Source organism: Pseudomonas sp. YL2 (assembly GCF_023063025.1).
Taxonomy (GTDB): Bacteria; Pseudomonadota; Gammaproteobacteria; order Pseudomonadales; family Pseudomonadaceae; genus Aquipseudomonas; species Aquipseudomonas putida_A.
Genome location: NZ_JAJSLU010000022.1, coordinates 25,123 through 43,351, shown reverse-complemented (window position 1 = coordinate 43,351; position 18,229 = coordinate 25,123). Strand labels below are relative to the sequence as shown.

18 protein-coding genes are annotated in these 18,229 nt (G+C 60.8%); 7 read left to right on the top strand and 11 right to left on the bottom strand.

The window, feature by feature from the left end; all coding sequences use genetic code 11:
- Window positions 1–348: 348 nt before the first annotated feature.
- From LVD08_RS24705 to LVD08_RS24685, 5 genes are all read left to right on the top strand, one after another.
- On the top strand, window positions 349–633 hold the full coding sequence (locus tag LVD08_RS24705; protein WP_047297449.1) for a hypothetical protein: 285 nt from the start codon (window positions 349–351) through the stop codon (window positions 631–633).
- Between the two features lie 72 nt (window positions 634–705).
- On the top strand, window positions 706–870 hold the full coding sequence (locus tag LVD08_RS24700; protein ID WP_003177151.1) for a DUF1328 domain-containing protein: 165 nt from the start codon (window positions 706–708) through the stop codon (window positions 868–870).
- Window positions 871–872: 2 nt separating this feature from the next.
- Window positions 873–1,337: an inhibitor of vertebrate lysozyme family protein gene (locus LVD08_RS24695; protein WP_103367993.1), complete on the top strand. Its 465-nt coding sequence runs from the start codon at window positions 873–875 to the stop codon at window positions 1,335–1,337.
- Window positions 1,338–2,039: 702 nt separating this feature from the next.
- Window positions 2,040–3,371, top strand: coding sequence for a glutamate/aspartate:proton symporter GltP (gene gltP, locus LVD08_RS24690; protein ID WP_038364978.1), 1,332 nt, complete (start codon window positions 2,040–2,042; stop codon window positions 3,369–3,371).
- A 203-nt stretch (window positions 3,372–3,574) separates the two neighbouring features.
- Complete coding sequence (locus tag LVD08_RS24685; RefSeq protein ID WP_025112290.1) at window positions 3,575–4,804, top strand: nucleoside recognition domain-containing protein; 1,230 nt, start codon at window positions 3,575–3,577, stop codon at window positions 4,802–4,804.
- A gap of 120 nt (window positions 4,805–4,924) precedes the next feature.
- Here the strand turns inward: LVD08_RS24685 and LVD08_RS24680 are convergent, their stop codons facing one another.
- From LVD08_RS24680 to LVD08_RS24635, 9 genes are all read right to left on the bottom strand, one after another.
- The gene (locus tag LVD08_RS24680; protein WP_096797614.1) at window positions 4,925–5,551 is read right to left on the bottom strand and encodes an ABC-type transport auxiliary lipoprotein family protein; all 627 of its coding nucleotides are present in this window, start codon (window positions 5,549–5,551) and stop codon (window positions 4,925–4,927) included.
- Window positions 5,548–6,486, bottom strand: a complete 939-nt coding sequence (locus tag LVD08_RS24675) for an MlaD family protein (RefSeq protein WP_103367991.1) — start codon at window positions 6,484–6,486, stop codon at window positions 5,548–5,550. Before LVD08_RS24675 ends, LVD08_RS24680 begins: the two co-directional genes overlap by 4 nt.
- Before the next feature lies 1 nt (window position 6,487).
- Window positions 6,488–7,291 carry an ABC transporter ATP-binding protein gene (locus LVD08_RS24670; RefSeq protein WP_095139754.1) on the bottom strand — a complete coding sequence of 268 codons (804 nt, stop codon included), beginning with the start codon at window positions 7,289–7,291 and terminating at the stop codon, window positions 6,488–6,490.
- Window positions 7,288–8,436: an ABC transporter permease gene (locus tag LVD08_RS24665; protein ID WP_247269477.1), complete on the bottom strand. Its 1,149-nt coding sequence runs from the start codon at window positions 8,434–8,436 to the stop codon at window positions 7,288–7,290. The genes LVD08_RS24670 and LVD08_RS24665 overlap by 4 nt, the downstream gene beginning before the upstream one ends.
- Before the next feature lie 54 nt (window positions 8,437–8,490).
- Complete coding sequence (locus LVD08_RS24660; RefSeq protein WP_096797617.1) at window positions 8,491–9,519, bottom strand: DUF5924 family protein; 1,029 nt, start codon at window positions 9,517–9,519, stop codon at window positions 8,491–8,493.
- Between the two features lie 191 nt (window positions 9,520–9,710).
- Window positions 9,711–11,099, bottom strand: a complete 1,389-nt coding sequence (locus LVD08_RS24655) for a M16 family metallopeptidase (RefSeq protein WP_247269476.1) — start codon at window positions 11,097–11,099, stop codon at window positions 9,711–9,713.
- A 169-nt stretch (window positions 11,100–11,268) separates the two neighbouring features.
- A complete protein-coding gene (locus LVD08_RS24650; RefSeq protein WP_096797619.1) occupies window positions 11,269–12,927 on the bottom strand; it encodes a Na/Pi cotransporter family protein in 1,659 nt (552 codons plus the stop codon).
- A gap of 353 nt (window positions 12,928–13,280) precedes the next feature.
- Entirely contained in the window at window positions 13,281–14,048 is a 768-nt protein-coding gene (locus LVD08_RS24640; RefSeq protein WP_027610258.1) for a TerC family protein, read from the bottom strand.
- A gap of 70 nt (window positions 14,049–14,118) precedes the next feature.
- Window positions 14,119–15,426 (bottom strand): CitMHS family transporter, encoded by a 1,308-nt coding sequence (locus LVD08_RS24635; RefSeq protein WP_007954069.1) that lies wholly within the window; start codon window positions 15,424–15,426, stop codon window positions 14,119–14,121.
- Between the two features lie 323 nt (window positions 15,427–15,749).
- On the opposite strand from LVD08_RS24635, the gene LVD08_RS24630 reads away from it, so the two are divergent.
- Complete coding sequence (locus tag LVD08_RS24630; RefSeq protein WP_247269475.1) at window positions 15,750–16,151, top strand: GFA family protein; 402 nt, start codon at window positions 15,750–15,752, stop codon at window positions 16,149–16,151.
- Here the strand turns inward: LVD08_RS24630 and LVD08_RS24625 are convergent, their stop codons facing one another.
- The gene (locus tag LVD08_RS24625) at window positions 16,152–16,478 is read right to left on the bottom strand and encodes a DOPA 4,5-dioxygenase family protein (protein WP_247269474.1); all 327 of its coding nucleotides are present in this window, start codon (window positions 16,476–16,478) and stop codon (window positions 16,152–16,154) included. It lies immediately after the preceding gene.
- 83 nt (window positions 16,479–16,561) lie between these two features.
- On the opposite strand from LVD08_RS24625, the gene LVD08_RS24620 reads away from it, so the two are divergent.
- On the top strand, window positions 16,562–17,224 hold the full coding sequence (locus LVD08_RS24620) for an NAD(P)-dependent oxidoreductase (RefSeq protein WP_247269473.1): 663 nt from the start codon (window positions 16,562–16,564) through the stop codon (window positions 17,222–17,224).
- A 4-nt stretch (window positions 17,225–17,228) separates the two neighbouring features.
- On the opposite strand, the gene LVD08_RS24615 is transcribed toward LVD08_RS24620, so the two are convergent.
- The gene (locus LVD08_RS24615; RefSeq protein WP_247269472.1) at window positions 17,229–18,179 is read right to left on the bottom strand and encodes a choline sulfate utilization transcriptional regulator; all 951 of its coding nucleotides are present in this window, start codon (window positions 18,177–18,179) and stop codon (window positions 17,229–17,231) included.
- Window positions 18,180–18,229 lie beyond the last annotated feature (50 nt).

The following is an 18,229-nucleotide window of genomic DNA, read 5'->3' as shown; positions in this document are numbered from 1 at the left end:
TGCGAGCCATGGGAGGGTAGCTCTCTCCTGCCTTGACGGCCAATCCATTGATTTTGTTGAGCTTTTAAACAACCACCGATTTGCAGAGGGTTCCCTGCGTACTTTTCTGACATCCGCGACGTGCTCTCAATTCCATAAGAATGAAATCTCCTACGAAATAATCATGCATTTCGCACGACCGTAGATGACCCATCGTGCAGGATGCGTCCGTCGCTGAATTTAACTCACTCGCAACCAATTGATTTTATTGAATATTTTTCAAATAAAAAACTGGCATGCAGCCTGCAATAACTCATTCAGCCCGGGCAGATTCCACTGCCCCAACCGAATAAGAGTGAGGAACCCAGGATGACTCGCCAACGTGCCGCCCAAGTGCGTATCTCGCCACTGCATATCCAGCAAGGCCTGTTTGGCGTACTTGCACTGTTGATCACCCTGATTGCCTGCCAGCAATACCTGAGCTGGGAAAACAGCCAGAAGCCTGAGCCGCTGATCTCGATTCAACACAGCACGCAGACGCACTTCAGCGCCGTCAGCAGCAGTCAGGCCGAAAGCGCCTCGATGCGCATGATGGATGTCGATCAGCCACAGCCGCTGGATCAACTGCCACGTGAAGAGCGCTGGGTTTTCTGACGAACCGAAGAATTCAGGCGCATCGCGCCGGAACACGCAATATCCCTAAATAGAGAAGTAAGGAGAATCACCATGTTGAGCTGGGCAATTACATTCTTGATCATTGCCATCATCGCCGCCGTACTGGGCTTCGGTGGTATCGCGGGCACCGCCACGGGTATCGCCAAGATTCTCTTTGTCGTGTTCCTGGTGATGTTCATCGCTTCCTTCTTCTTTGGCCGTCGCGGCCGAGGTTAACGATGATTGCTTTAAAGACACTGGCAGCCGCCCTGCTTCTGGGCGGTAGTGCCATGGCGATGGCGGCCAATGATGGCCAGGCGCGGGTCAACGAGCTGCTCAGCTCCGACCCGCAATACCGCGAAACCTGGCAAGGCGTTGTGAAGCACGAAGAGCGCCTGCCGGAATGGGTGATGAACCTGTCCGGCACGCCAGACCAGCAGATGAATGCCGTGACTGAAGATGGCGACAAGTATCTGGTCGGGCCGCTCTGCGAATCCGCAGACAAGTGCCTGAACCACCGCTTGATCGTGGCTTTCAGCTTCGACAAGAAAGACGCATACGCCATGCTCGTCGATGTGCCCGAAGGACTGCCGGCCGACAAGTCGCCAACGCGACATGCCACCTACCGCTTCCTCGGTAAACCGGATGAGGGTATGCAGAACCTGTTGATGGAAACGCTGAAGAAAGACCCGAAGTGGTATTGATTCGAACATGAGGGCAGCGCCCCGCTGCCCTTTATTGCGCCTACCCGAGGAAGGCTGGCGCATGACCAAGGGGCCGGGACGTTCTGACTGTTGCAGGGTCGGAGTGACCTACGGGTACAGGGAGTGCCTGCGCGAGGGCCGGGTCAGGGTAAAAGCTGCGACGCAGGTTCGCCGACCCTCAGTGGTTCGACGGACTTGCGCTGAGCTTTATCCGATGCAAAAACATTGATCCAGAGCGTCCTGCTCATCTTTTTATGCCTCACACTGCGCGCGAAAACATTACGCGGTGTTTCCTGGCGACCGTATATCGAGAAAGAGTCCCTTTAAACAGTGGGACATCTAGTCTGCAAACGTAGGCTTTTTCTTAAGATTTCCGTCGAAATTTCTCGTTTAAAAAATAACCAATCTACGCTGCAATGGCCGGTTCACGGCACTTATGCCGGCTGAAATGTCGTAATCGAACCGGTTGGGACGCCAGTTTCAATTAAAAAAGCTCATGCCGATTCGGCATAGGGTAGGCGTTTACGGCATTAGACGGCGCAACCTTGCATCGGAATAGTTGCGCCTTTTTTCGCCTGCCGAAGAGCCGTAAATACGCGCTTCGGGGCACCTTATACGGAGGCAGATGCACAGACTTTTCCGCTGACAGAGCGTTCCAGTTCCTGCATGTGCCTGAGTCAAACGCAAGTAAGGGTAAAGATAATGAAGAAGGCAAAACTCAGCCTCGCCTGGCAGATCCTCATCGGTCTGGTTTTAGGGATTGCAATTGGTGCGTTGCTCAACCACTTCAGTGCCGAAAAAGCCTGGTGGATCAGCAACGTCCTGCAACCGGCAGGCGATATCTTTATCCGTCTGATCAAGATGATCGTGATCCCGATCGTCATCTCCTCCCTGATCGTCGGCATCGCCGGCGTGGGCGACGCCAAGAAACTCGGGCGTATCGGCCTGAAGACCATCATCTATTTCGAAATCGTCACCACCATCGCGATCCTTGTCGGTCTGGTGCTGGCGAACGTGTTCCACCCGGGCGCCGGCATCGACATGAGCACCCTGGGCACGGTGGACATCTCCAAGTACCAGGCAACCGCCGCCGAAGTGCAGCATGAACACGCGTTCATCGAGACCATCCTCAACCTGATTCCGTCGAACATCTTCGCGGCCATGGCCCGCGGCGAAATGCTGCCGATCATCTTCTTCTCCGTGCTGTTCGGTCTCGGTCTGTCGAGCCTGCAGTCGGACCTGCGCGAGCCGCTGGTGAAGATGTTCCAGGGCGTCTCGGAAAGCATGTTCAAAGTCACCCACATGATCATGAACTACGCGCCGATCGGTGTGTTCGCCCTGATCGCGGTGACCGTGGCCAACTTCGGCTTCGCCTCGCTGCTGCCGCTGGCCAAACTGGTGATCCTGGTTTACGTCGCCATCGCCTTCTTCGCCTTCGTGGTGCTGGGCCTGATCGCCAAGCTGTTCGGCTTCTCGGTGATCAAGCTGATGCGCATCTTCAAGGATGAGCTGGTCCTGGCTTACTCCACCGCCTCCTCGGAAACCGTACTGCCACGGGTGATCGAGAAGATGGAAGCCTACGGCGCACCGAAAGCCATCTGCAGCTTCGTGGTACCGACCGGCTATTCGTTCAACCTCGACGGTTCGACCCTGTACCAGTCGATCGCAGCGATCTTCATTGCCCAGCTGTACGGCATCGACCTGTCGATCAGCCAACAATTGCTGCTGGTGCTGACCCTGATGGTCACCTCCAAAGGCATCGCCGGCGTACCGGGCGTGTCCTTCGTGGTGCTGCTGGCGACCCTGGGCAGTGTCGGTATCCCGCTGGAAGGCCTGGCGTTCATCGCCGGTGTCGACCGCATCATGGACATGGCGCGTACCGCACTGAACGTGATCGGCAACGCCCTGGCAGTGCTGGTTATCGCGCGTTGGGAAGGCATGTACGACGACGCCAAGGGCGAGCGCTACTGGAACTCCCTGCCGCACTGGCGCAGCAAGGAAAAACTGCCGGCTGGCGAGATCTCCAAGCCATAATGCAAACACCCTTGTGGGAGCGGGCTTGCTCGCGAAGAGGCCGGTACATTCGACATCTCAGTTGATTGACACACCGCTTTCGCGAGCAAGCCCGCTCCCACATTGGATCGGCGCATACAGAAGACAAACCCCGGAGCAATCCGGGGTTTGTCGTTTCTGGCGACCCCGCTATCATTCGCCGCATCTTCCGGGGGATTTGACTGATGCTTAATGGCCTGTGGCTTGGCTTCTTCGTCGTGGCAGCAATATCTGCGCTGGTGCAGTGGCTGGTCGGTGGCAACGCCGGGATTTTCGCGGCGATGGTGGAAAGCATTTTCGCCATGGCCAAACTCTCGGTCGAGGTCATGGTGCTGCTGTTCGGCACGCTGACCCTGTGGCTGGGCTTTCTGCGCATCGCTGAAAAGGCCGGGATCGTCGAGTGGCTGGCCAAGGTGCTCGGCCCGCTGTTCCTGCGGCTGATGCCGGAAGTCCCGGCCGGGCACCCGGCGCTCGGTCTGATCACCCTTAACTTCGCCGCCAACGGCCTGGGCCTAGACAACGCCGCCACGCCGATCGGCCTCAAGGCCATGAAGGCGCTGCAGGAGCTCAACCCCAGCGCGACCATCGCCAGCAACGCGCAGATCCTGTTCCTGGTGCTCAACGCCTCGTCGCTGACCCTGCTGCCAGTGACAATCTTCATGTACCGCGCCCAGCAAGGCGCACCAGACCCGACTCTGGTGTTTCTGCCGATTCTGCTGGCGACCAGTTGCTCGACCATCGTCGGCTTCCTTTCGGTGGCGTTCATGCAGCGCCTGCGCATCTGGGACCCCGTGGTGCTGGCCTATCTGATTCCCGGCGCACTGATCCTCGGCGGCTTCATGGCGCTCTTGGCGACGATGTCGGCCACGGCGCTGGCCGGGCTGTCGTCGATCCTTGGCAACCTGACGCTGTTCGGCCTGATCATGCTGTTCCTGGTGATCGGCGCGTTACGCAAGGTCAAGGTTTACGAAGCGTTCGTCGAGGGCGCGAAGGAGGGCTTCGACGTCGCCAAGAACCTGCTGCCGTACTTGGTGGCGATGCTCTGCGCGATTGGCGTGCTGCGTGCCTCGGGCGCGCTGGACTTTGGTCTGGATGGCATTCGGCATCTAGTGCAGTGGGCCGGGTGGGATACGCGTTTTGTCGATGCGTTGCCGACGGCGATGGTCAAACCGTTTTCCGGCAGCGCCGCACGGGCGATGCTGATCGAGACCATGAAGACCTCCGGCGTCGACAGCTTCCCGTCACTGGTGGCGGCGACAATTCAGGGCAGCACCGAGACCACGTTCTATGTACTGGCGGTGTATTTCGGTGCGGTGGGGATTCAGCGCGCAAGGCACGCCGTTGGATGCGCGCTGCTGGCCGAATTGGCCGGCGTACTCGGTGCGATTGGCGTCTGCTACTGGTTCTTCGGTTAACCACAAATCAAAACTGTAGGAGTGAGCCTGCTCGCGATAGCGGTAATTCAGTCACCACTGATGTGATTGGTAAACCGCTATCGCGAGCAGGCTCACTCCTACATTGGTTTTGCGTGGGGTTTAAGGTCTGGGTTGTTGGGTGAATTGCTGGCCTTGCTGAACAGCCCAGGCGACAACCTTGGCCGTCAGCCGATCACTGGCCTGTCCAAACCCCGCGACCACCGCCGGCACCTGTACATCATTCAATGGCTGGCGCTCTTCGAAGCGGCGGCTGGCGAGAATCTTCTGGTCATAGCCGCGCACCAGCAGCGCATCGACCCGCACTACGACGCTGGCCTGATTGCCCTGATACTCGGTCTGAAACGCCTGCAAGCTGCCGCCCAGTTCCAGATCCGCAGCGAAGTTGCTGTCATCGGTGCTGAGCAGCGTCACCCGACCATCGCGGGCAAAACCATCCAGCAGCCGATTACGCACCAGCACCGGCGCCGGATCGCTCCAGCGCGACGCCTTGTAGCTGCTGATCACGTCGCCCTGTGGAATCACCGCAATGTTCGGCCGGTTCAGCGCTTCGCTGGCCTGCAGTTTGTTCAGGCGCAGCGACCAGTGCTGCGTCGCCGCTGAGCTGGCCGAGGCGGGCACTTGTGTGGCGGGCAGGCGATAGACGTCCGAAGGTTCGGCCTTGGGCAGGATCGAGCAGGCACTGGTCAAAGCGAGGCTGGCGAGGAGAGCGAAGTGAATCAGCTTCATGGGGTGAATTCCTTGTTCTTGTCACTGCCCAGCAAGTAGCCGCTGGGGTTGGCCTCAAGGCGTTGGGAAATGCCGCGCAGCGAAGTCAGGGTTTCGCGCAGTTCGCGGATCGCCGGCGCCAGGCCATTGAGGCCCTGCATACCGTTGTCGAGGGAGTTCTGATTCTTGCTCAGCAGGCCGTTGATGGTGGCGCTGCTTTGCTCCAGCGACTTCATCGCCTGCTCGGCACTGCCCAGCGCCTGCTTGCCCTGATCGTTGAGCAGGCCGTTGGCGTTGCGCATCAACGCCGAGGTTTGTTCGAGCATGCTGCCGGCCTGCTTGCCGACGCTCGCCAGTTGCTGCATGGCCTGGCGCAGGTCGCCGCGCTGATCGTTGATCGAACCGGTGGTCTGCTCCAGATGCGCCAGCGTGTTGCTGACGCGCTCGACGTTCTCCGGGGAGAACATCTGGTTAGCGTTGCTCAGCAGCGCGGTGATGCCGGTCATCAGGTCGTTGCTGTCGTTGAGCAGGCGGGAAATCGGCGAGGGCGCCGCGACGATGGTCGGCAGCTCGCCGTCATGCCCACGCAGCTTCGGACTTTCTGGAGTGCCGCCGCTGAGCTGGATGATCGAAGTGCCGGTGATCCCGGCCAGCGCCAGTTTGGCCTGGGTGTCTTCCTTGACCGGGGTGTCACCGCCCAGACGAATCCGCGCCAGCACCCGGCGTGGGTCTTTCGGGTCGAGACGCAGGCTGACCACGTCACCAACCTTGATCCCGCTGTACTGCACCGGGCTGCCCTTGGACAGGCCGCTGACCGCCTCGTTGAAGACCACTTCATAATCCTTGAACTCGCTGTCGACGCTGGACTTGGCCAGCCACAGGCCGAAGAGCAGGGCGCCTGCAACCACTATCACCGAGAACAGGCCGATCAACACATGATGGGCTCGGGTTTCCATGTCAGACCTCGTTGAGCAATTTGGCGGCGTCCAGCGCCGAGCGGCCACGCGGGCCGTGGAAGTATTCGTGAATCCACGCGTCATCGGTTTCCGACACCACATCGATAGGGCCGGCCACCAGCACCTTCTTCTGCGCCAGCACCGCCACCCGGTCGGTGATGGTGTAGAGCGTGTCGAGGTCGTGGGTCACCAGAAACACACTCAGGCCCAGCGCATCGCGCAGGGTCAGGATCAGTTGATCGAACTGCGCCGCGCCAATCGGATCGAGGCCGGCGGTGGGTTCGTCGAGAAACAGGATGTCCGGGTCCAGCGCCAGAGCCCGCGCCAGCGCAGCGCGCTTGATCATCCCGCCGGACAGCGAGGCCGGGTATTTGTCCGCCGCCGACAGCGGCAGCCCGGCCAGCGCCAGCTTCACCGCCGCCAGATGCTCGGCGTCGTGGCGGCTCAGGCCGGCGTGTTCGATCAGCGGCAGGGCGACGTTCTCGGTCACCGTCAGCGAGGAGAACAGCGCACCTTTCTGGAACAGCACGCCGAAACGCCGCTCGACCAGCGAACGCTCATGCTCGGACAGGCTCGGCAGGTTTTGCCCGAACACCTTCACGTTGCCTTCGCTGGGCCGGCGCAGACCGACAATGCTGCGCAACAGTACCGATTTACCGCTGCCGGAGCCGCCGACCACGGCGAGGATTTCGCCCTTGTACAAATCCAGATCGAGATTCTCGTGCACGCTCTGGCTGCCAAAGCGATTGCACAGGCCACGGACTTCGATCACCGCCTCCGAGGGCGCGCGGGGTAGACGACTCACCAGCCCATCTCCATGAAAAACAGCGCAGCCACCGCATCGAGCACGATCACCACGAAAATCGACTGCACCACGGCTGACGTGGTGTGCGCACCGACCGATTCGGCGCTGCCGCTGACCTTGAAGCCTTCCAGGCAACCGATCGTGGCGATCAGGAAGGCAAAGATCGGCGCTTTCACCAGGCCGACCAGAAAGTGCTGAATGCCGATGTCGCTCTGCAGCAGCGAGAGAAACATCGCCGGCGAAATCCCCAGCGACACCGCGCACACCACGCCACCGCCGATGATCCCGCAGAGCATCGCCAGAAACGTCAGCATCGGCAGCGCCACTAGCATCGCCAGCACGCGCGGCACCACCAGCAGCTCCATCGGGTCGAGGCCGAGGGTGCGGATCGCGTCGATCTCCTCGTTGGCCTTCATCGAACCGATCTGCGCGGTGAAAGCACTGGCAGTGCGGCCGGCCATCAGGATCGCCGTGAGCAACACGCCGAACTCACGCAGGAACGAGAAGCCCACCAGGTCCACGGTAAAGATTGTCGCGCCGAAACTGGCCAGCACCGTGGCGCCGAGAAACGCCACCACCGCGCCGACCAGAAAGGTCAGCAGCGCCACGATTGGCGCGGCGTCGAGACCGGTCTGTTCGATGTGGGCGACGACGGGGGTGATGCGCCAGCGCTTGGGGCGCAACAGGTTGCGGGCGATGGTTTCGAGGATCAGGCCGATGAAACCCAGCACTTGCAGGGTGTCCTGCCAGACCGTTTCCACGGCGCGCCCGATGCGGGTCAGCAGTTGCACGCTGACACTGACTTCCGGCTCTTTGACCGGCACACAGAAATCAGTCAGCGAGCGATACACAGTCTGCAGCAGCGCGCGGTCAGCCTGGGAAATCGTGCAGTCGGGGTGTTCGGCGGATTTGCCCAGACGCTCGGAACCGAGCAGCTCCACCAGCAACGAAGCGCCAGCGGTGTCGAGCGCACCGAGGCTGTTGAGGTCGACCACGGTATTGGCGTCGTACTGGCCGCGGAGTTTTTCGGTCAGGTGCTTGAGGTCGGCGTAATGGGCAAGCGTCCAGTCCCCGGAAACCCGCAGGCGGGCAGGGCTGATTGACGTGTCCAGCTGGGCATTACCGCTCATTGAGCTGCTGATCATAAGCTCCGTGCTTGTCCGGCTATTAAGCGAACTAACGTAATAGCACGAACCGGATTACTTTTCTTTGATCGCTGTGCTGTCTGTCACTTCGAAACGCAACACGCCGATCACCTGACCATCTTCAGTCAGCACCCGCACCTGCCACTTGCCCGCCGGGTTGCCGGGGAAGTTCTGCTTGTGCGTCCACGCCCGGTAACCCTCCTTACGCCCGCCGTGGATATCGAGAGCGATGCGGTCGACCTCTTTGCCGTCGAACTGCCACACGTGGTAGATCCGCTCATCCAGCCCGCGCGGCGCGTTGATTGCGGTGTAGGCGTAGAGACCGCCGTTGCGGATCTGCTCGGCGCTGACCTGTTCGAGGCTGTCGCCCGGGGTGCGATCCTGCAACTGGGTGCTGATCGCCACGTCGGTCATCCACAGCGTCGCCGGCGGCACCCACGAGCGCAGCGTCCAGCCGACCGCGCCAATGCCGAAGGTGATGCACAGAATGGCCAACGCGTTGCGCACGGTGCGGATCGGGAAGATCGACGCCAGACTCGGGAACGACAACACCACCGCCGTGCCCAGCGCCCATTTGAAACTCTGCGCGGTGGTTAGGTGCATGATCACCGGCAGCGCGGTGAGCAGGGCGGCGAACAGGGTCAGGGTGTGCAACGCGAGAAAAGCCCAGCGCCGTGGCGCCAGCCATTTGTAATAGAGCGGATCGACAATCGAGATCAGCGCGGCGATGCACAGCAGGCCGGTGAAGATCAGTTGACCGCTGTTCCAGGTGGTGGTGATGAAGAAGAACGGCAGGACGAAAAACAGGCTTTCCTGATGGATCATCTGCGTCGCGTAACGCAGCAGCGGCTGGGGGATCTCCCGCTTGAAGATGCGCGTGAACAGGCCGGTCAGGGTGTTTTCCAGCATCAGCCAGATCCAGCTCAGCAGCATGATGATGGTGATCCAGCTCGCCAGTCCCTGCTGGCGATCGACCAGAATGAAACTGCCGACCCCGGAGATGAAACCGCCAAGCGCAATCACCCCGGGATAGCGCTTCATCAGCTCGAGAATGCGCTGGATCAGGAGGGGGATTTTCTGCATGTTGGCGGTTCACGACTGAGTAGGAAAAAACCTCGACAGAGTACCGTCCGCCGGGCGACGTGGCGAGGCTCCCGGTCAGTAAAGTCAGCACGGATCCCTGTGGAAGCGGGCTTGCTCGCGAAGGCAGTGTGTCATTCAGCAATGATGTCGACTGAGACGGCCCCTTCGCGAGCAAGCCCGCTCCCACAGGTTCAGTGTTCGGCTGGCTTACGGCGGTGCAAGCGCCAACCCACCAGGATGAGCAGCACGACGCCCAATCCACCCGCCACCAGCCACAACACCTGATCATCACTGAGCAACGGCTTCTCGATCCGCAGATACCCCGGTTGCAACAGCAACTCGCGCATGGCCTTGTTTGCCGTTTCCAGGGTCACGCCTTGCAGCTCCCGGGCCGGGTTGGCAAAGCGCCCGTCCTCGTAATCGCCCAGCGCGCTCCAGTAGTAATCCGCCATCGCACTGTTGCCCTGTACCGCCCAGGCCTGATGGGCGATGGCGGCTTGTTTGATCCGGGCGAAGGTGTCCGGGTCGAGGCCGTTTTTCAGCAGGTCGGCCTTGAGGTCTTCCAGCACCTGTTGGGCTTCGGCGAGGTCATCGCGATCCACGTCAGCGTTGAGGCTCATGAAGCCGACCCCGCCAAACACTTCGCGCTCGGCCCATGGCCCGTAGGACAGGCCGTGATTCAGGCGAATCTGCCGGTACAGCGCCCAGTCGAGGTAGTCCTTGAGGATGTCGAAGGTCTCGTCGTACTGATCGTCGAGCATCGGCTCCGGCACCAGCCAGTGCAACTTGGCGCTGTCGCCGATGAAGCCACGGGTGAGGGTGCGTTCATGGGCGGCGCTGGTGCGGATGTCCGGCAGCTCACGGTGCTCCGCCGGGTCCACCGCTTCGAGCGCGCCCCAGGTGCGTTCCAGATAGGCCGGCAGCAGTTTGTCGAGCTCACCGACGACGATCAGGGTCATGTTGTTCGGCGCGTACCAGGTCTTGCGCACCTTCTCCAGTTGCTTCTGGGTCAGGTGACCGACCTCGGCCCGTTGCGGGCATTTCAAGCCAAGCTCAACCGCCAGTTGATTGCTCGCGGTGTGGCCCAGATCCTGACGGTCGAGAAAGCGTTGCAGGCGGGTGTAGTGGCCGCCGTCCTCGCGCTCGACTACGCGCTTGGCAGCGTTGATCGCGTTGTCGTCGATGCGGGTCTGGGTCAAAAGGTCGAGCAACAGGTCGAGGACCTTGCGCTGATTCTTTGCCGGGGCTTCGATGACGAACGTGGTGTCGGCGTTGCTGGTGAACGCGTTCCACTCACCGCCCAGCGCCTGCATGCGCTCCTCGAGGCCGCCTTCGCCGGTGGCATCGACGCCGCTGAACAGCAGGTGCTCAAGCAGATGCGGCAGCTCTTTTTCATCGCAGTCGAAATCGTCGAGACCGACGCCCACCACCAGACGAATCGCCACATGCCCGCGCTCGGTGCCGGGCTTGAGCAACAGCTGCAAACCGTTGGGCAGCGCATAGCCTTCGACCTGAAAGCGATCAACGGCGAAGGCGGGCAGGGAACCGAGCAACAGACAGGCGAACAACAGGCAACGCATAACAGGCTTCCATACGGCTGATTTGGAGATCCGTGTTGTCAGTCAGGCCCTCATCGCGAGCAGGCTCACTCCTACATTTGAAACGCGTTCCCCCTGTAGGAGTGAGCCTGCTCGCGATAGCGCCCTGAAGGCTGAATCAATGTTACTGACTGACCCCAGCCCCAGACGTTCAAGGCGAATGCGTAATGTCGGCAATATCATCCGCTTCCAGCGCCCCGGTATCCGCCGTTTCCAGCACCACGTAAGCACTGCTGCAAAACAGCGAATTCAAGCGCTTCATATCCGCAATCAGCTCCAGATGCAGCGAACTGGTTTCCAGACTCTGCACGATCTTACGTTGCAAACGGCTGACATGGGCATGGGCCAGACGCCGTTCCTGTGCGCGAAAGCGACGTTTCTCGCGCAACAGCTGACGGGCGCTTTCCTTGTCGCCGCTGAGGAACACTGACAGGCCCAGGCGCAGGTTGGCGATCAGTTGCTGATGCAGCCCGGCCAGGTCCTCCAGGCCTTCTTCGGAAAACGACCGACGCTGCGAAGTCTTCTGCTGCTGCACTTTGCGCAGCATGCGTTCGATCAGGTCGCTGGCCAGTTTCAGGTTGATCGCCAGCTCGATGGTCTCAGCCCAGCGCCGACTGTCCTGTTCGCCGAGATCCTCGCGGGGCATTTGCGCCAGATACAGCTTGATCGCGCTGTACAGCGCTTCGACGTCATCGGTCAGTCGGCGCATTTCCTGGGTAATGGCGGTCTGCTTGCCGCGCAGCACATCGAGCATCGCGTCGAGCATGTTGTCGATCAGGTCGCCCATGCGCAGGGTCTCGCGGGCGGCGTTGGCCAACGCCAGGCTCGGGGTGACCAGCGCCGTCGCATCGAGATGCCGCGGCTTGGCGGTGCCGTTGACCTCCGGGCGCTCCGGCAGCAGCCAGGCACACAGCCGTGCCATCGGCGAAACACTGGGCAGCAGGATCAGGCAGCGCGCGGTGTTGTAGAGCAAGTGGAAGCCGATGACCATTTCCTGCGGGCTGAAATCCAGGCCGTCCATCCAGTGCACCAGCGGGTCAAGCACCGGGATGATCAGCAGCAGGCCGATCAGTTTGTACAGCAGGCTGCCCAGCGCCACTTGCCGCCCGGCCGCGTTCTGCATGCTGGTGCTCATGAACGCCAGCACGCCGCTGCCGATGTTGGCGCCGATCACCAGACCGATCGCCACCGGCAGGCTGATCACGCTGGCACCGGCCAGCGTCGCGGTCAGGAGCACGGCGGCGAGGCTGGAATAGGAAATCATCGCGAACAACGCACCAACCAGGGCGTCGAGGAGGATGTCGCCGGTCAGCGAAGCAAAGATCACCTTCACCCCTTGGGCGTGGGTAATCGGTGCGGCGGCCTCCACGATCAGTTGCAGCGCGAGAATGATCAGCCCCAGACCGATGCTGACCCGGCCCATCTGCCCGAGCCGCGTCTGTTTGCGCGACAGAAAGAAAATCACCCCGAGGAAAATCAGCAGCGGCGACAGCCACGACAGGTCGAACGTCAGCACCCGCGCCATCAGCGCGGTACCGACGTCGGCGCCAAGCATGGTCGCCAGCGCCGGGGTCAGCGCCATCAAGCCCTGACCGACGAAGGAGGTGACGAGCATGGCCGTGGCGTTGCTGCTCTGCACCATCGCAGTCACGACGATGCCGGCGACGAACGCGAGCCAGCGTTTGGACATGTTCTGGCCGATCACATGGCGCAGATTGGTGCCGTACACCCGCAGGATGCCGGTTCGGACGATGTGCGTGCCCCAGATCAGCAGGGCCACGGCAGACAGCAAATTGAGCAGGGTGAGCATGCAGACCCCCTGTAGTAGCAGCGCCCCAAAGGGGCAAGTTGACGGTACCGCGCGGTTTCTACGTTTTTGATACTTAAGCTGTAGTTGGCTAACGGACTGGGCGCCAGCATTGCACAGCTAAAGTGCGGATTGAAACAAAAGTGTCATGAAAACAGGTTCATCCACCTCATCTGAAATCACCGCAGTCCGACTGGTATTACGGCTGCCCCATATTCTTCAGTACCCCTAAACAACTGTGGGAGCGAGCCTGCTCGCGAAAGCGGTGGATCAGCCAACATTGTTGTCGACTGACACTCCGTCTTCGCGAGCAGGCTCGCTCCCACAGGGGTGTTGCGTGATTCAGGACTACCGGGTTACTGCCCCGGCACGTCCTTGCGCAGCTTCACCGGATCCTGCTGCTGTTTCTTCCGGGCCATCGCGCCACGCAGCTTGATGTTGATCGCTTCCACCGCCAGCGAGAACGCCATGGCGAAGTAGACGTAGCCTTTCGGCACATGCACGTCGAACGACTCGGCGATCAGTACGGTACCGACCACCAGCAGGAACGACAGCGCCAGCATCTTCAGCGACGGGTGCTTGTCGATGAACTCGCTGATCTTGCCCGAGGCCGCCATCATCACCAGCACGGCGACGACGATTGCCGCGACCATCACCGGCACATGGGAGACCATGCCCACGGCGGTGATCACCGAGTCCAGCGAGAACACGATGTCGATGATCGCGATCTGGATGATGGTGTAGAGGAAGTTGCCGCCCTTGCCCGAAGGCTCGTCGCCGCTTTCGTCTTCGCCTTCGAGTGCGTGGTACATCTCCTGCGAGCTCTTCCACAGCAGGAACAGGCCACCGAAGAACAGAATCAGGTCGCGCCCGGAAATGCCCTGGCCGAACACCACGAACAGGTCGGCGGTGAGGCGCATGACCCAGGTGATCGACAGCAGCAACAGGATCCGCGTGATCATCGCCAGGCCCAGGCCGAAAATCCGCGTACGCTGCTGCATGTGCTTGGGCATGCGGCTGACCAGGATCGAAATCATGATGATGTTATCGATGCCCAGAACGATTTCCAGGGCGGTCAGGGTAAAGAAGGCAACCCAGATTTCGGGGTTGGTCAGCCAATCCATGTGTATTCCTTTGAGCGAGTGTTAAACCATGACGCCAGCAAGCAGCTGGCGTCATGGTGAGTGAATGCCGTTACAACGTGCTGAACAGCGGGAACGTCCCCAGCAGCAACGCGGCCACCAGTATGCACAGGCAGACCAGCACTGCCCACTTCAGGGTGAAGCGCTGGTGATCGCCGAATTCGATACCGGCCAGCGCCACCAGCAGGTAAGTCGATGGAACCAGCGGGCTGAGCAAGTGGACGGGCTGACCGACGATCGAGGCACGGGCCATTTCCACCGCGGTGATGCCGTAATGGCTGGCCGCTTCGGAGAGCACCGGCAACACGCCGTAGTAGAACGCGTCGTTCGACATGAAGAAGGTGAACGGCATGCTCACCAGCGCCGTGATCACGGCCAGGTACGGGCCGAGGAAGTCCGGAATCACTGCCAGCAGACTTTTCGACATGGCGTCGACCATACCGGTTCCGGACAGGATACCGGTGAAGATACCCGCAGCGAAAATCAGACTGACCACCGACAGCACGCTGCCGGCGTGGGCCGCAACGCGGTCCTTCTGCATTTGCAGGCACGGATAGTTGACGATCATCGCGATACTGAACGCCACCATGAACAGCACCGGCAGCGGCAGCAGGCCGGCGATCAGCGTGCACATCAGCGCCAGGGTCAGCAGGCCGTTGAACCAGATCAGCTTCGGACGGCGGGCATCGGGGAACTGCGAGACGCTGATTTCGCTGTGATCGATCTCGTCGCCGATCAGGTGCAGCTCGCCCAGACGCGCACGCTCACGTTTGCCGTAGAAGTAGGCAATGATCAGGATCGCCACCACACCGGCGGCCATCGCCGGGATCATTGGTACGAAGATGTCCGACGGGTCGACATGCAGCGCACTGGCGGCACGGGCGGTTGGGCCACCCCACGGGGTCATGTTCATCACGCCACCGGCGAGGATGATCAGACCGGCCATGATCCGCGGGCTCATGCCGATGCGGCTGTACAGCGGCAGCATGGCGGCCACGCAGATCATGTAAGTGGTCGCGCCGTCGCCATCGAGGGAAACGACGAGCGCCAGCACGGCGGTACCGACCGAAACTTTCAGCGGGTCGCCCTTGACCAGTTTGAGGATCTTGCGCACGGCCGGGTCGAACAGGCCGGAGTCGATCATCAGGGCGAAGTACAGAATGGCGAACATCAGCATCACGCCGGTCGGCGCAAGCTTGGTAATGCCTTCGAGCATCATCGGGCCGATCTTCGGCGCGAAACCACCGAACAGGGCGAACAGGATCGGGATGATGATCAGGGCGATCAGCGCAGACAGGCGCTTGGTCATGATCAGGAACATGAACGTGATGACCATGGCGAAGCCAAGGAAAGTCAGCATGGGATTACTCCAGGCGTAGCGCGGCTAATTGAGTGAGCGGATCGGAAGGGATCAGCGCAGAACGGGAAGCACGAGACGTACGGGCGGAGTTTCAGCGAGAAGGCGGGCTACAGAGGACATCAGAATCACCATTGTTGTTGTTAATTGGGCCTGACATGCGAGCGATCACACGCGTTGGCCAACCGGTCTGTTGCCGGTAGTGGCGGCGATCCTAATCGGGCAACCTTTCAGCTACCTTTCGCTGACGAAAGCTTCAGGCGAATGGCCAACCGGCTGTCGGATGCGGCTAGAGTCAATCATTTCGGGGACGGGAGGGCAGGGACATGGAAGAAGTGCATAGTGGTGGCTGCCACTGCGGAAAGATTCGCTATCAGTTCAGCGGGCCGTTGCACGACATTGCCCACTGCCACTGCTCGATCTGCCGCAAGGTCAGCGGCGGGATTGTCACCACGTGGATCACGGTTCCGGCAGCCAGCTTTCATTGGCTGGCGGGGACGCCAACGCGCTATGACTCGTCGAGCAGTTGCGCGCGGTATTTCTGTCCGCGTTGTGGCGCGCAGCTGGCGCTGGTGACATTGCTCAGTCCCGAGAGCATCGATGTGACCATCGCCACGCTAGATCACCCGGGGCTGGCGCCGGCCGAGCGGCATATCTGGACCGACAGCCAATTGCCCTGGCTGCATCTGGACGAGCATCTGCCGGGCGAGCCCCAAGAAACGCTTTGATCAAAAAATAGACAGATCCAGCGGCCGCATCGCGCCCATCCAAATCGCGTGCTCGGTGTGATCGAGCAAATCATCGCCAGTGTCGGGGTGCAAAAACACCACCAGCCCCTTGCGATTGAGCGCCAGCCACGGCAACACCTCACCGATCAGCTCCGGGCCGAAAGCCAACTGGCAGCTCCAGTCCGGATGCGGGCCGACCGGGCGCTCATGGACGCGCCCCATCTTCAGGGGAAACAACTGCGCCGCCTGTTCACACAAGGCGCGCGCCTGATCGATGGTGTCGGCGTCGAAATAGACGTGGGCGTGATAGCCATTGATTGCGTGCATCTGAAAGCCTCTGAATCGGTTCGAACCCTCGGCGCAGGCTGCGTGTCACAGGCCATACGAGGGACAACAAAAAGGAATCAGCCATGAAAAATGCCGAAACCCCGACGGTGAAAGTGGTGCTCTATGGTGCCATGGCCAGCCTGGGCGGTGCGTTGATGGCTGAATTGCTGCGGCGGCAGCACGAAGTCATCGCGATTCTCGACGATTTGAACGTACTCGCACCACGTCCTGGCCTGCGCACCAAAAGCGGCGATCTGTTCGATGCCGAGCGGGTCAAGCAAAGCGTAGCGGGCAGCTCGGCAGTGATCTGCTTGTTGGACGCACCGGGCCTGCCTTTCAGCAGCGACCATGTAGAAAGATCCGTAGTGCTTGGGCCGGTGGAACAGGTTTTAGCAGTCGATGCGTTGGTCGACGGCTTGCAAGCGGCCAACGTGTCACGGTTGTTCCTGGTGGGAAATTTTGCCGTGCTCGACGAGCCAGATCTGGACGACGGGCTGCAACGCCACGCCGCCGAAGAAATCCGCGAAGCCCTGCAAAGCAGCCCGCTGCAGTGGACACTGGTAAATGCGCCGCACGGGGTGGCGGGGCTGACCATTGAGCATTTCAGTCAGGTGGGCGGCAATCTGGAGCCGGGGCTGGCGGAGCCGCTGGAACGGCTGAACCGGGTCGCGGTGGGGATTGCCGATGAGCTGCGGTTGAATCTGCATGTGGGGCAGCATGTGAACTTTGTCGCCGCAACTGGCTGAGCCTTCAAACCGCAATCGACGGTAACGCTACCCCGGCGAGAGATTCGGCGCTGCTGGCCTGCTCGGCCATTAACCAGTCGACAAACTGCTGAATCAACGCGCCCCGGCGTTTGCGTTGCGGCAGCACCACGTAATAACCGAGGCGCGACAACGTGGTCTCGGCGATCGGCCGACACAGCAAGCCTTGGCTCAGCAAGTTATCCACAAGGTGGCGCCAGCCGATGGCCACACCCTGACCGCCAATCGCCGCTTGAATCAACAAGGTGTAATTGTCGAAACGCAATTGGCCCGGTGCTGGCGGGGTACTGATGCCCAGTTCGCGAAACAGCCCACTCCAGTCAAACCAGTTACTGCTGTTTTCCCCGCGCAGATGCAGCAGCGGAAACTCCAGCAACGCCTGGGCAGGCAAGGGCAGGGCACGCTCCTTGAGCAATTGCGGACTGCACACCGGAAACACTTCCTCGCTGAACAGCCAATGGCTTTCGCCCTGCTTGAAACGCCCGTCGCCAAACAGGATCGCGACATCGATGTCGGTGCGCAGCATGTTGTGGTTGCGCTCGCTGGTGACCAGGCTGACATCGACGTTCGGGTTGGCTTCGTGGAAGCGGTGCAGGCGTGGCATCAGCCAGTAGGCGGCGAAGGCGAAATCGGTGGCGACCTGCAATACCTCGTGTTGTTGCTGCGTACTGATAGCACTCAATCCTGCGTCGATATTCTGCAAACCGAGCTGAACCTGCTCGAACAGGATCGCTCCGCCCTCGGTCAGTTCAATACCGCGATAGATCCGGTCAAACAACCGCGCGCCCAGCTGTTCTTCCAGACGCTTGATCTGCTGGCTGATCGCCGGCTGCGTAGTGCCCAGCTCCACCGCGGCGGCGGTAAAACTGCGATGGCGTGCAGCCGCTTCGAAGGCGCGTAACAGGTCGAGAGATAAGTTGCCGAGGGCGTCATACATAAGCTGTGCTTATCCTAGTCATTGTCCGGCGCAGGCTTTACCGGACGGGG